The 13,394-nt window shown below is 47.8% G+C and carries 12 protein-coding genes; 8 read left to right on the top strand and 4 right to left on the bottom strand.

The features are described 5' to 3' along the window. The first annotated feature begins 48 nt into the window (after window positions 1–48). The 3 genes from AC1DLI_RS13870 (at window position 49) to pduL (ending at window position 3,321) form a co-directional block, all read left to right on the top strand. Window positions 49–1,806, top strand: coding sequence for a 2-oxoacid:acceptor oxidoreductase subunit alpha (locus AC1DLI_RS13870; RefSeq protein WP_477603484.1), 1,758 nt, complete (start codon window positions 49–51; stop codon window positions 1,804–1,806). Beyond that, on the top strand, window positions 1,784–2,650 hold the full coding sequence (locus AC1DLI_RS13865; RefSeq protein WP_477603482.1) for a 2-oxoacid:ferredoxin oxidoreductase subunit beta: 867 nt from the start codon (window positions 1,784–1,786) through the stop codon (window positions 2,648–2,650). Before AC1DLI_RS13870 ends, AC1DLI_RS13865 begins: the two co-directional genes overlap by 23 nt. Window positions 2,651–2,745: 95 nt before the next feature. Beyond that, a complete protein-coding gene (gene pduL / locus AC1DLI_RS13860; protein WP_477603480.1) occupies window positions 2,746–3,321 on the top strand; it encodes a phosphate propanoyltransferase in 576 nt (191 codons plus the stop codon). Between the two features lie 239 nt (window positions 3,322–3,560). Here pduL and AC1DLI_RS13855 read toward each other — a convergent pair whose 3' ends face one another. After that, window positions 3,561–5,054 carry an MDR family MFS transporter gene (locus tag AC1DLI_RS13855; protein WP_477603478.1) on the bottom strand — a complete coding sequence of 498 codons (1,494 nt, stop codon included), beginning with the start codon at window positions 5,052–5,054 and terminating at the stop codon, window positions 3,561–3,563. A 187-nt stretch (window positions 5,055–5,241) separates the two neighbouring features. Here AC1DLI_RS13855 and AC1DLI_RS13850 point away from each other — a divergent pair, with 187 nt between their 5' ends. From AC1DLI_RS13850 to AC1DLI_RS13840, 3 genes are all read left to right on the top strand, one after another. Continuing rightward, window positions 5,242–5,844, top strand: coding sequence for a TetR/AcrR family transcriptional regulator (locus AC1DLI_RS13850; protein WP_477603476.1), 603 nt, complete (start codon window positions 5,242–5,244; stop codon window positions 5,842–5,844). A 73-nt stretch (window positions 5,845–5,917) separates the two neighbouring features. Further along, window positions 5,918–7,510 carry a tRNA (N6-isopentenyl adenosine(37)-C2)-methylthiotransferase MiaB gene (gene miaB, locus AC1DLI_RS13845; RefSeq protein WP_477603474.1) on the top strand — a complete coding sequence of 531 codons (1,593 nt, stop codon included), beginning with the start codon at window positions 5,918–5,920 and terminating at the stop codon, window positions 7,508–7,510. Between the two features lie 23 nt (window positions 7,511–7,533). After that, on the top strand, window positions 7,534–8,028 hold the full coding sequence (locus AC1DLI_RS13840; protein WP_477603472.1) for a YlbF/YmcA family competence regulator: 495 nt from the start codon (window positions 7,534–7,536) through the stop codon (window positions 8,026–8,028). 189 nt (window positions 8,029–8,217) lie between these two features. Here AC1DLI_RS13840 and AC1DLI_RS13835 read toward each other — a convergent pair whose 3' ends face one another. Next, a complete protein-coding gene (locus AC1DLI_RS13835; protein WP_477603470.1) occupies window positions 8,218–8,832 on the bottom strand; it encodes a biotin transporter BioY in 615 nt (204 codons plus the stop codon). A gap of 130 nt (window positions 8,833–8,962) precedes the next feature. On the opposite strand from AC1DLI_RS13835, the gene AC1DLI_RS13830 reads away from it, so the two are divergent. Both AC1DLI_RS13830 and AC1DLI_RS13825 read left to right on the top strand, forming a co-directional pair. After that, entirely contained in the window at window positions 8,963–9,805 is an 843-nt protein-coding gene (locus tag AC1DLI_RS13830) for an ABC transporter ATP-binding protein (protein ID WP_477605004.1), read from the top strand. Next, on the top strand, window positions 9,795–11,603 hold the full coding sequence (locus tag AC1DLI_RS13825; RefSeq protein WP_477603468.1) for an ATP-binding cassette domain-containing protein: 1,809 nt from the start codon (window positions 9,795–9,797) through the stop codon (window positions 11,601–11,603). Before AC1DLI_RS13830 ends, AC1DLI_RS13825 begins: the two co-directional genes overlap by 11 nt. Here AC1DLI_RS13825 and AC1DLI_RS13820 read toward each other — a convergent pair. Next, a complete protein-coding gene (locus AC1DLI_RS13820) occupies window positions 11,583–12,176 on the bottom strand; it encodes an HAD-IA family hydrolase (RefSeq protein WP_477603466.1) in 594 nt (197 codons plus the stop codon). The genes AC1DLI_RS13825 and AC1DLI_RS13820 overlap by 21 nt on opposite strands. Then, window positions 12,173–13,384, bottom strand: a complete 1,212-nt coding sequence (locus AC1DLI_RS13815) for an MFS transporter (protein WP_477603464.1) — start codon at window positions 13,382–13,384, stop codon at window positions 12,173–12,175. The genes AC1DLI_RS13820 and AC1DLI_RS13815 overlap by 4 nt, the downstream gene beginning before the upstream one ends. Between the last annotated feature and the right edge of the window lie 10 nt (window positions 13,385–13,394).

The raw sequence follows: 13,394 nt of genomic DNA, 5'->3' as shown, positions 1-13,394 counted from the left end.
GACGATATTGAATATTTGCACGTTCTAGAAAAAGAGGAGTTGGGCATTTTGATTAGTCAATTGTCTTGGAAGATCGGGGGCCAACAAGGAGAAGGCGTAGAGAGTACGGACCGAATCTTTTCCACGGCGCTTAATCGCTTGGGCTATTATTTATATGGTTACCGGCATTTTTCATCGAGAATCAAAGGCGGACATACGAATAATAAAATTCGTATAAGCACGAAACCGATTCGTGCGATTTCCGATGATTTAGATATTCTAGTTGCATTCGATCAGGAAAGCATCGATTTGAATGCGAAGGAACTGCGTCTTGGCGGCGTGATTGTTGCGGATGCGAAGTTCAATCCAACCATCCCGGAAGGCATTAATGCAAGACTATTTTCGGTTCCGATTACGGCTATGGCCGAGGAGCTCGGCACATCCTTGATGAAAAACATGGTTGCGTCCGGAGCGTCATGGGCACTGCTTGGACTGCCGATTGAAGTATTCAATAAAGCGGTCGAAGAGGAGTTCGGACGTAAAGGCGCGGCTATCGTTGAGAAAAATATCGAAGCAGTTAAACGCGGTGCCGAGTTTGTTCTTGAGCAAGCAGGCGGACCACTCGACGAGTTCAAGCTTGACCCGGCTGACGGTCAGCAAAAAATGTTCATGATCGGCAATGAAGCAATTGGTCTGGGCTCTATTGCGGCAGGCTGCCGCTTGATGGCCGCTTATCCGATTACGCCTGCTTCCGAGATTATGGAATATTTGATTAAGAAGCTGCCCAAATTTGGCGGTACTGTAGTGCAAACAGAGGATGAAATCGCGGCAGTTACGATGGCGATTGGAGCAAACTATGCCGGAGTTCGTACGATGACCGCATCCGCGGGCCCAGGTCTATCCCTCATGATGGAAGCAATCGGCTTGGCGGGCATGACAGAAACACCGCTTGTCATTGTGAATACGCAGCGAGGCGGTCCATCGACAGGTCTTCCTACGAAACAAGAGCAATCCGATCTCAACGCAATGGTCTACGGTACACACGGTGAAATTCCGAAGATCGTTATTGCGCCGGCCTCCATCGAGGATTGCTTCTACGACACATTAGAATCCTTTAACCTCGCAGAGGAATATCAGGTACCGGTTATTTTGATGACGGATCTGCAGTTGTCTCTAGGCAAACAATCTTGCGAACCGCTCGATTATGAAAAAATAGAAATCAAACGCGGCAAGCTTGTCGAAAATGTGCCTGCGCTTGAAGGCCATGATTTATTTAAACGTTATGAGCTTACGGATGACGGCGTATCTCCACGTGTATTGCCGGGTGAAAAAGGCGGTCTTCATCATGTAACAGGTGTCGAGCATGATGAAACGGGACGTCCATCCGAAAACGCATTAAACCGTCAAAACATGATGGATAAACGTTTGAACAAGCTGAACGACATGTACATTCGCGATGCAATCCGAGTGGATGCTCCTCATGATACGCCAGATTTGCTCATTATCGGCATGGGATCCACAGGCGGCACAATTGACGAGGCGAGAAGCATGCTTATAGGTGATAGTATATCAACAAACCATATAACGATTCGTCAAATTCACCCGTTCCCAACGAAACCTCTGCTTCCTTACTTGCAAAAGGCGAAAAAAGTTGTTGTCATCGAAAACAATGCTACCGGACAGCTCGCTGCTCAAATAAAAATGAACGCCGGTTTCGCAGAAAAAATCGAGAGCTTGCTGAAATACGACGGTAATCCGTTCTTGCCTTCCGACATTCACAAAGCCTGTAAGGAGTTGAGTCTAGATGGCAACGTTCAAAGAGTTTAGAAATAATGTAAAACCTAACTGGTGCCCAGGCTGCGGAGATTTCTCCATTCAAGCAGCTATTCAGCGGGCTGCAGCCAATGTAGGCCTTGAGCCTGAGAATTTAGCGGTTATTTCCGGAATCGGCTGTTCAGGGCGAATTTCCGGTTATATTAACGCATACGGCTTCCACGGCATTCACGGACGAGTGCTTCCTATCGCGCAGGGCGTTAAGCTGGCTAACCGCGAGCTTACGGTCATTGCTTCAGGCGGTGACGGTGACGGCTTCGCTATTGGGATGGGCCATACGGTTCACGCCATTCGCCGTAACCTGAACGTCACGTATATTGTTATGGATAACCAAATATACGGTTTAACAAAAGGTCAAACGTCACCGCGCAGCGCAGAGGGCTTTAAAACAAAATCGACGCCGGAAGGCTCGATCGAGTCAACGCTTTCTCCGCTTGAAATCGCATTGTCTGCAGGAGCTACATTTGTAGCCCAATCGTTCTCGAGCGATTTGAAGCAGTTGACAAGGCTGATTGAAGAGGGGATCAACCATGAAGGCTTCTCTCTAATCAACGTATTCAGCCCATGCGTGACCTTCAACAAAATCAACACCTATGATTGGTTTAAAGAAAATATCGTCAATCTGGAACAATTCCCGGATTACGATCCAACGAATCGCGTGCTAGCGATGAATAAGATCATGGAAACTAACGGCATGCTAACTGGCCTTATTTATCAAAACAAAACACGTAAGTCTTACGAGGATCTCGTTACGGGCTTCAAGGCGGAAGGCTTGGCCAAGCAAAATATCAAGATTACCCCAGAGGAATTCGAGAAGCTTGTTGCCGAATTTAAATAAGTGGTATGATAAGCATGCGGCTGAACAGCCGTATGCTTTTTCTTTCGAAAGTTGAGGAAAAACGTTCATTATATAGCAGGAGAGTGACAAACAACATGATACATAACGAAGTTCCAATTGGAGTATCTGCCAGACATATTCACTTATCACAGGAGCATGTCGAGCTGCTGTTCGGTGCTGGCTACGAGTTAACGGAAATGAAACCATTGTCTCAGCCCGGCCAATATGCAGCCAATGAAACCGTTGCTGTTGTTGGACCGAAGGGCAGTTTTGCGAAGGTTAGAATCTTAGGTCCGACACGAAAACAGACTCAGCTTGAAGTTTCTCGCACAGATGCATTCGCGCTTGGCGTAAATCCTCCCGTTAGGGAATCTGGTGACACAAAGGGCTCAGCGGGCATCAAGCTTCAGGGGCCTGCAGGTGAGATTGTCATTGAGGAAGGTGTAATTGTTGCTGCTCGGCATATTCATTTCCACACAAGCGATGCTGAGCGCTTTGGCATCGCGGATAAGCAGTCGCTTCGGGTACGTTTTGCAGGCGAGCGCGGCGTCATTTTCGAAAATGTAGTTGCACGCGTATCTGATCAATTCGCGCTTGATATGCATATCGATACCGATGAAGCGAACGCGGCAGGCGTGAAGAACGGAGATAAAGCTGAAATTATTGATTAGGCCTTGAACAAGGGTAAAAGGTTGTCACCGTCCTCTATGGCAAATGAAGTGCTTATGAAGGTATATAAAGAGACAGCTTCCATTTCGTCAATGACGACCTGGAAGCTGGCTTTTTTTATATACGAATTTATATGTTTTCATATATAAATGTGCTTATATATCTCCGCGAAACGACTGCTTTTGCCACAGAGGACGGCGACAGCCGTTTACGCTTGATATCCTTATAAGTAAAATTGAATTTAGTGGCCCATCATCATGGAAACTTCAGGCTTTTCATCCGGGCTTGTGCCTAGCTCTTGCTTCGGTCTGCGCAGCAAGAAGGCAACGATCGCACCGATGATAGAAATAGAAGCTAGAATGAAAAACGTATCCCCATAAGAAGAATAGACGACATTCGGTCCTGGATTAGTCGTACCGTAGTGCTCTATTCTGCTTGCGAGTATGGTTGACAATCCTGCGATCGCAAAAGAGGTCATAACCTGCTGTGCGGCTGCAGTAAGCGAAGTAACGCGGCTAACCAGCTCTTTTGGAGCGGATTGCATGATGTGCGTGTTAAGTGGCATCATCGATAAGCCCATACCTGCGCCAAGCATAGCAATCGGAATCATTAGTGTAAGAAGGGTTGTTTCTGCTGAAATTTGGCTTAAAATGAAGCCTGCTACGGTAACAATGGCTAAGCCTGTAATGACAATAGGCCGCGCTCCGAATCGGTCAAACAGCTTGCCGCCGATCGGCATGAATATACCAGCTGCAAGAGCCTGCGGCAACAAAATAAGACCGGTGTCAAACGCAGAGTAGCCTTTGGCGATTTGTAAGAAAATAGGTATTAGGAATAATGTTCCGAACAAAGCGATTTGAACGATCCATTGCAGTATGATGCCGCGCGTGAAATTGCTTGATTTGAAAACACGCAGTTCAAGCAATGGTTCTTTACGGCTCAGCTCAACGATGATAAAGATAATAAGAGCGATGCCGCCTACAATCATGCCGATCAGAGCCTCAGGCGAGGTCCAACCGCTGCCTGCGCCGCCCTCGCCGCCGCCTGCGGAGCTTACGCCGTAAGCGAGCATAGCGAATGCTAGAGGAGCAAAAATCATGCCTAAGAAATCAAGGGAAGGCACGAGTTTTCGTTCAACCTTAGGAAGAGTGCGAATGCCTACGATAACGGCAATAACGCCAATTGGGAGGTTAATGATAAAAATCCAGTGCCAAGATACATAATCAACAAGCCAGCCTGCCACGACAGGTCCTAATGCAGGAGCTAGAAGCATTGGAATACCGATCATACCCATAACGGCCCCTTGCTTGCCTGGAGGGCTGAGTCTAAAAGTAAAGGCCATAGCTATTGGTGCTACCATACCGCCGCCTAAACCTTGAATGATTCGGAATACAATAAGCTGCTCGGCAGTTGTTGCGAGAGCGCAAAGTCCAGAGCCGATCGTAAACATAATGATGGAGAACAAGAAAATTTGCTTCGCTCCGAAACGATCGGACATCCATCCCGCTAATGGGATAACAGCGGCTTGTGCAAGTGCATAGCCCGTTATTGTCCATTGCACGAGAGACATTGAGCTTTTGAAATCAGCCATCAAGCCCGGCATAGCTACATTCATTGCTGTACCATCCAAGATGACCATAAACATACCGACAATGATGGCGAGTAGCGGTGGGAGAATATTGCGAATCGACATGGGATCGCCAGTGGGTGCTGCTTTTTGTGTTGTTGAAGCCATTTCATTTCCTCCTATCTCTTCTATAGGGGTCTATTCTTCCTTTTGTTGACCTGCCCTAACGAATCAGGCTACAATAAAAGATGACCGCATCTATGTGCGGACAATTGTCCGCACTACTGAATAATAAAGACGATTTGAGCAATTGTCAATCGTTTCATTTGTAAAGCGGGAAAAGGAGACAGGAACGATGACTGCACCAGAAAACGGCAGAACGAAACAAGCATTGAGCAAAGCAATCCTGCATACTGCCAATCACTTGTTTACGGAGCATGGGGTAGAATCGGTCAGCATGCATCAAATCGCCAAATCGGTAGGCATTGGACAAGGCACCCTTTATCGTCGGTATTCAAACAAAGGCGAATTGTGTATGGATATGATGAAAGAAAACTTCGAGATTTTCATCAAAGAGATCGATGACATTTTAAAAACGGGAACACAGCTTTCTGTACAAGAGCGATTAAGCATAGTGATGCGCAAGATCATAGCATTTATAGATCATAAATCGGAATGGCTGGGCGTGCTTCATACCTACAAAAAAATGGAGGATGATAAGTCCGATTTTTTTCAATCACCGCCATATGTATTTCTGCATCATACGATCAGCGAGCTTTTTAAAGAAGCTATCGAAAAGGAACAAATTAAATCTGTTGATCCGGCCTATGCGGCTCATTCATTAATCTCAATACACTCGCCGCATACTTTCAATCATCTTAAATATGCAATGGGATATACATGTGAAGAAATTCAGGACCGATTTTGTTTGACCTTTATTGACCCTCTATTCCGTTAACTGGTATAATACTGAATTGGGCTATACAAGCGTACGAGGCAACTATTAGTACCCATAAGGAAGTGAATCGGCATTGACGAAGGATAGTAACCAGCTCGCTTCGGACAAGAAGCAAAACCAGCTTAAGGATTACTCCAAATATTTTGATTTTAGCGATGCGAAAGTGATAGACCAAGACGAGAATTCAACGACCTACCGCATTAAAGGAAGGATCGTCAATATAAATGCTGCACCCAGCCATAAGGATGAGAAGAAACGCGGCAAAGAGGATATCGAGGTGCATTATGACTTCGCGATACCAGACGAGCTGCGGACGATGGGCGTTGGCAAGCATTATTTGATTCAAACGTACGGCTGCCAAATGAACGAGCATGACACAGAGGTTATGAAGGGCATGTTCGAAGAGATGGGGTATACCGCTACGGAGGATCGCAAGCTTGCGGATGTGATTCTACTTAATACATGCGCAATCCGTGAAAATGCGGAGGATAAAGTGTTTGGCGAGCTTGGCCACCTGAAGACGCTGAAAACCGAAAAGCCGGATCTGCTGCTGGGCGTTTGCGGCTGTATGTCCCAAGAGGAATCGGTTGTCGGGCGTATTTTGCAAAAGCATGCTTTTGTCGATATGATCTTTGGAACGCATAATATTCATAGGCTGCCCTATTTGCTGCAGAACGCTTATTTCAGCAAAGAGCTTGTCGTTGAAGTATGGTCCAAGGAAGGCGATATTATTGAAAATATGCCTAAGAAACGCGAAGGAATGCGTGCTTGGGTTAATATTATGTATGGCTGCGATAAGTTTTGCACCTACTGCATCGTTCCATACACACGAGGCAAGGAGCGAAGCAGGCGGCCTGAGGACGTTATTGCTGAAGTGCGCGAACTGGCCAGACAGGGCTTTAAAGAAATTACGCTGCTTGGACAGAACGTTAATGCGTACGGCAAGGATTTTGAGGACATCAGCTACCGCTTTGGCGATCTGATGTTTGACATGTCCAAAATCGATATTCCGCGTATCCGTTTTATGACGAGCCATCCGCGTGATTTCGACGATCATTTAATTGAAGTGCTTGGCACGGGCGGCAACCTGGTAGAGCATATCCATTTACCCGTTCAATCCGGCAGCAGTGAAATATTGAAACGAATGAGCCGCAAGTATACGCGTGAAATGTATTTGGAGCTTGTTGAAAAAATTAAAAAAGCGATTCCGACCGCGATGCTGACTTCGGATATAATCGTTGGTTTCCCAGGTGAAACAGATGAGCAATTTGAAGATACGATGACGCTAGTTAAGGAAGTCGGATTTGATTCAGCATACACTTTCTTATATTCTCCGCGTGAAGGAACTCCTGCCGCCGGCATGGAGGACAATGTTCCGCTAGAGGTGAAAAAGGCGCGCCTGCAGCGTCTAAACGCGCAGCTCGCGGCTAATGCGAGAGAAAAGAATGAGCAGTTGATAGGTCAAATTGTTGAGGTGCTCATTGAAGGCGAGAGCAAGAACAATGCGAGCACCCTTTCGGGTCGCACGCGCACGAATAAATTAGTACATTTGGAAGGTCCCAAGGAATGGATCGGACAATTCGTCATGGCTAAGGTTACAGAAGCTCAAACCTGGTATATCAAAGCCGAATCTATAGAACAGAGCGCACAAGAAGCCGTTAGCTAACGGGAAAACAGGAGAGATGACAAATGGCAGAGCAGCATACAGCAGAAAATCAAGCAGCGCATTGCGATCATGATCACGAACACGGGGAAGGCTGCGGAATTCCAAGCTTCCATACCCGCGATTTAATCGTTCGTGAGGATATTTCGAAAAAAGCGAAAGAGCTGGCCGATTTGATTTTCACATCGGAGGAAGTACAGCACTATCGCCGCGCGGAGCAGCAAATCAATGGCAATGAGCGCGTACAGCAGCTTATTACAAAGATTAAGAAAAAACAAAAGGAAGTTGTGGCATTCGAAACGACTTTCAAAAACGCGGACATGGTTAAAAAAATTGAAGGCGAAATGGAAACGCTGCAGGATGAGCTTGACGGCATTCCAATTGTCTCTGAATTCCAGCAAAGCCAAACGGATATCAACTACTTACTGCAGCTCGTCATATCCATTGTACGCGACACGGTTTCCGAGAAGATTAGCGTAGAGGATGCATCGGAGCCGGCTCCAGAAGAATGCAGCGACTAAGCAAAGCGATAAACAACAAATAGAGCACAAATCAGAAGCGCTTGCCGAATAGGACAGGCGCTTTTTGACGTGCTCACTCAGCATTAAGAATGCACATGACTACGGTAATAACGTAAAAAACCGCTTATTCCTTGATGAAGATCAAAGAAGGAATAAGCGGTTTTTATATCGTTTCGTTTATGGTGTGTTTTAAGCTTTATAAGATGTTTGCTGCCTGCTGAGGCTGGCGGTTGACGAGCGAATGTATACGATGTAAGGTGTTAAAGAGACGGCAAGAATCGCACCTACGAGTGATTTCAGCGCATCGCCGATAATGAACGGATAAAAACCGACTGTCATTGCTTTCTGGAAGGAAAAATCGAGAACGTGCATAAGCCACGGAATCCCTGTTACATAAGCGCTTAATGAGCTGAACAACTCGAAAATAACGAAAAAAGCGATAAATGCGATCATTTTATTTCCTTTTGAGCCCGAGCTGCGAAGATATGCTCCTACCGCTAGGCTGACTAAAAGCGCACAAAACGGAAAAGCGAAGATAAAACCGCCGGTATGGCCGATGAGATGTGTAATTCCGCCTGCGCCGCTGAACAAAGGCAAGCCAAAGGCGGCAAGAACAATGACAACAAATATACTCAAAAATGYGTTGCGCGGTGTTTGGAAAAGGCCGGCTAATATAACGGCCAATGTTTGAAGGGTAATTGGAACAAACGAGCCTCCAAACTTAATTGTAAGTGAACTCATGATGATAAAAAGTGCTGCGAATAAGGCGATAAATACAAGCGATCGAATATTATTGCTTTGCATGGTGATAACGACTCCTTTATGTAGTTGTAGTTTTATTGTTAACCATTTATATTTAAGTTAGGTTAACAAATCGAATTGTAGCATAGTCAATCGTTTTGGGGAAGAGGCTGGGTGAATAAAGTTGAACCATGTGTATCAAATCGAATTAAAGCAAATAACAGTGACACCGCCAACGATGTTAGATGGACAAAAGCTGCAGCCAATTGTAAAGGATGTGTCTCTTTCCATCAGGCAAGGGGAGTGGATTTCGCTCTTAGGCCGTAACGGAAGCGGGAAAAGCACTGTGGCAAAAGTTGCTGCTGGTTTCCGTATTGCGGGTGTCACAGGCCAAGTATTACGCAGCATTGAGACTGCAGCGCAAGGCAAGCCGATCCCCATAGTCATGCAGCAGCCCGAAGCTGCGATGATCGGGGCGACCCCTTGGGAGGATGTCGTGCTTATGCTCGAGCAAAATGGGCTGGAGGCGCTGGACATACCTTATGAAGCAGAGTGTGCGCTGAGGAATGTGGGTATGGGTGAGCGGCTTCATCAGCCGATTGAAACCTTGTCCGGGGGACAGAAGCAGCTTGTTGCTATAGCAGGTTGTTTGGCAGCGAAAACACCAATACTCGTGCTTGATGAAGTAACGGCTATGCTGGATCCGGAGTCTGCGAGCTCCGTGATGGAGCGCGTAAGAGGCCTGCAGCAGTCGGGAGTGACGGTTATTTGGATCACACAGAAGCTGGATGAACTGCGGCCAGGCGATCGGATCATTGCGATGGACGAGGGAACTATTTTGTTTGACGGGCAAGCCGAAGCTTGGTTTGTCAGATCCCAAGCGGGAGAGAATGACAGCTTATGCGAGAAGCTTGGCTTTGAGGCTCCATATGCGGCCCAGATAGCCTGGGAGCTGGATACACAAGGCGTTCGATTGAGACCGTTTCCCTTCACCGCTAACATGTTGGCAGAGGCGGTGAAGCGCTATGAAATCTGATTGGAAGCTTACCGGCGTAACCGTTGTCGCCGAAGGCACTGATAAAAAAGAGCTGCTTAAAGATATTAATATGTTTATTAAAGCTGGCGAAATTACGCTGTTAATCGGCTGCAATGGAGCCGGTAAATCTACGCTTCTAGAGACGATGGCAGGTATTCGGAAGGTAGAGGAGGGCAACATCGAGCTCGGCGATGAAGACCTTTGGATAAAAGGAAAAAGACGTAAACAGATAAACCGAAATGTGGCGCTCAAATATGGCATAGCCATGCAAAGCTCTGAATCGCAGTGGTTTGCGGCGACAGTACGGGATGAGCTTTTGTATTCGCTTAAGCCTTACGGACTGGATGAAGCAAGCGCCGTGAAGAGGATTGAGCATGCATTAGCAGAGGTTGGATTGCCGCTGGAGACCATGGAGCGTGATCCCTGGACGCTCAGCGGAGGGCAGCAGCGACGGCTATCAATCGCTTGCTTGCTGGCGTGTCAGCCGGAATGGCTGCTGCTCGACGAGCCGACGGCGGGTCTTGACGCCGTCGGTATCCGCCGCCTGTGCGCGGTGCTCGAAGCGCACAGGGCGGCAGGGCGCGGAGCGGTCGTAGCCACGCACGACCTCGACGCGCTGCTGCCGCTGGCGGACGCGGTCGCCGTGGTTAGCGGCGGCACGGTCCGTGCAGCGGCGCCAGCGGTGGCGATCGCGCATGCCGCCGCTGTGCCGCAGGCGCTTCGCGCGGTGGCGGAGCTGCGCGCAAAGGCGGCTTTGCCGCCGCAAGAGGCGGCGCTGGGCAGCGGAGCGCCGTGGCCGGCACCGCGCGAGACTGCAGCGGCGATTGTCGCGGAGCTGGAGCGCAGGGCGCAGGAGCATGAAGCCGTTGTTACAAGCGGAAACAGACGCGCTGCGAATGCTGTTGAATCAAGAAGCGAAAAAAGCGTACGTTCAGATGCGAAGGAGCACAAATTAGAAAAAAGACAAAGGGATGCAATGTCGGGGAAGCCTGAAGAGGCAGAGGCGTTCACTAACGAACAACAGCTTTTTATTACAGCGCCGGCAGTTATAGGATCGAAGCTGCTTCGTCCAGACCGCTTCGATCCTCGTGCGGTTATACTCGTCTATTTATTTCTGGCAGCATGCGTATTGGCGCAAAAAACAGCTTTGGAGCTGTCGTTAGCTGCATTGGTTATCTTAGTTCTGCTAGCGCCGTTTCGAGCGCTTATATGGCCTTGGATCCGAGTCATTCGGGCGTATGCCATTATGATTATCATTTTTTGTATAATCGGCGGGATTGGAATTGAGCCGCTTTCCTTCGATTGGGATAAGGTATGGCCGATTGCTCTGAGGTTTGGAAAGCTGCTGCTTGTCATGGTTTTAAGCATGCCTATCCTAAAGCTGATGACACCATATAGACTGCAGCGTGCCATTGAGCAAACTTTTGGATTTCTTGAGAGAATAAAGCTGCCTATTCATTCCTTCGCCCTTATCGTTACGCTTATTTTTCGATTTATTCCGTTGCTGATAGGGGAGTGGGAGCGATTTGCCAAGCTTGCCCATGCGAGAGGAAAAGCGGTCACGCCTTTAAAAACGGTCCCGTTTAAAAATTTGGTTCCTATTCTTATTCCTTATGTACGTTCCGTTCTCCGTTTGGCCGAGCAAATGGCAGATGCTCTTGAAGCACGCGGCTTCGGTTATAAGAAGCGAAAGCCGACTTACGCCTTTCGTCTTCGCTTCAACCAAGCGGATGCAGGTTTGTTCAGCGTCGGGTTCGTTAGCGGAGCTCTACTTCTGTTACTCGCCTATTTGCTTTAAAAGCGGAATGACCTTGTTAATCCAAAGCCCTTCCTCATCAGCAAGCAGCGTTCGCCAGCCAAGCGAAGCTGCTTGTTTTGTGTTTTTGGGATGATCATCGACAAATAAAACGGGACTGCCAGCAGGCAATTTTTCAATGACCATAGTGAAGATATCCGGATGAGGCTTTTTCAAAGCGACCTCATTAGAAATGGTCATACTTTTCAAATAAGGTCTGATCGGCTGAACAATAGGATCAACCCATGCAGATAGATGATTGCTGAGCAGATGGATTTCTGCGACTTCACTCCATTCCGCCACTTTTGCGAGAGCAGGAAGAGGCTGAAGACTCCGATCAATATAGCCTCGAGCCTGCTCCTTGTTTAGCTGATGCGCATAGGACTGGACCCAGTCCCAAAACTGCTCCTCTGTAATAACGCCCGTCCATAATCGTTCGCTCACCTGTTTTTTATAATCACCATAGATTACATCCTCAGCAACACCGACATCAGCCGCAAGAAGCTGCCAGAAAAGCGGTGACAAATTGGATGCAAGCACACCGCCGATATCAAGTACAAGTTGCGGCCTAGTCATCCTGTAATCTCCTCTTTGCGATGAAGCTGATTGTTCTGAGCGACTTTATGCTCGGATCTTGCCCATACAACGACTAACACGAATGCTAACGCGCCAAGCAGCGAACCGAATAAAAATCCTCCGTTTAGGCCCCAGCGTTCGTTCAGCCATCCTGCCAAAAAAGGACCAGAAAACATGCCGATGGCATATAAAGCTTGATATAATCCCATTGCTGTCGCTCGACCGGGAAGCGCAACATCCCGAATGGCCAGACCAAGCAGCAGAGGCATGTGCAGGCCTTGGGCAAAGCCGTTCACCGCTTGCGTAGCTACCAAAACGCCGAAAGAATCCCCAAAAACCATTGCCGCAGTGCAAACGGTGCTCAGAATAAAACCAATGCCTATCGTTCCCCAATAACCAAAACGAGGCGTGAACCATCTTGCTGTCACGAGTGAAGCAAAAGCATGAGGGAGCATGAATGCAAATACAACTATCGTCAGCTTTAGCCCGTCTGCTCCCAGCTCCTCGGCCTTGAGCGGCGTAAAGCCAAACATCGTAATAAAGAGGACACCATGCGCAAGAATGGAGAGCAGGGACACCTGTAAAAGCGTTTTCGTTCTTACGACACTTTTAATCATTGCAAATGACATTCCTGGCTGATCCTTTTGCTCGGAACGAGGTTCTTTCAGCATAAAAGCAAGACCCAGCCCCAGTACTGCGATGACAGCTCCCATCATAAATGGGGCATTCGCGCTAAAGCCGTCTGTGAGCCAGCCGCTTAGCAGCATACCAATCATTTGACCGGATACCGTCATAACGCTAATATTTCCCATCGCCTTGCCTGTTTGTCCAGCACCAAAAAAACTGGCGTACAGAACGGTGAATGCCACCCACGTGGAAGCACAAACTCCTGCCATAAGTCTGCCGGCGAGCGGCCAAAGCCACAGACCGGGGATGAGGAATAGGAGGCAGCTTATACAAGCCGTCAACATGCCGAGTAGAATAAATGGCTTGCGCTTACCGAAACGGTCGGACATAATACCGAGCGGGAATCGCACGAACATTTGAACGAAGCCGTAGCTTCCCAGCACGATGCCGATAAAAGGCAGGGAAAAACCGCGATCACTAAGAAAAGGCGATAAAGTTGGGACATATACGTACATAGAAGTCCAGTATAAAATGGTTATCGTTGTAAATAGAACTCGCTGCGCCGCGGAGATCGGATTCATATTTGCGGAA

Source organism: Paenibacillus sp. 01T443 (assembly GCF_056398325.1).
Note: the sequence above shows the minus strand (reverse complement) of the source record. Positions and strands in the feature narration are given on the sequence as shown.

Coding starts and splice junctions, on each gene's coding strand:
- AC1DLI_RS13865 (WP_477603482.1), top strand. CDS start 1,784: ATGGCAACGTTCAAAGAGTTTAGAAATAATGTAAAACCTAACTGGTGC.
- pduL (WP_477603480.1), top strand. CDS start 2,746: ATGATACATAACGAAGTTCCAATTGGAGTATCTGCCAGACATATTCAC.
- AC1DLI_RS13855 (WP_477603478.1), bottom strand. CDS start 5,054: ATGGCTTCAACAACACAAAAAGCAGCACCCACTGGCGATCCCATGTCG.
- AC1DLI_RS13850 (WP_477603476.1), top strand. CDS start 5,242: ATGACTGCACCAGAAAACGGCAGAACGAAACAAGCATTGAGCAAAGCA.
- AC1DLI_RS13840 (WP_477603472.1), top strand. CDS start 7,534: ATGGCAGAGCAGCATACAGCAGAAAATCAAGCAGCGCATTGCGATCAT.
- AC1DLI_RS13825 (WP_477603468.1), top strand. CDS start 9,795: ATGAAATCTGATTGGAAGCTTACCGGCGTAACCGTTGTCGCCGAAGGC.
- AC1DLI_RS13820 (WP_477603466.1), bottom strand. CDS start 12,176: ATGACTAGGCCGCAACTTGTACTTGATATCGGCGGTGTGCTTGCATCC.
- AC1DLI_RS13815 (WP_477603464.1), bottom strand. CDS start 13,384: ATGAATCCGATCTCCGCGGCGCAGCGAGTTCTATTTACAACGATAACC.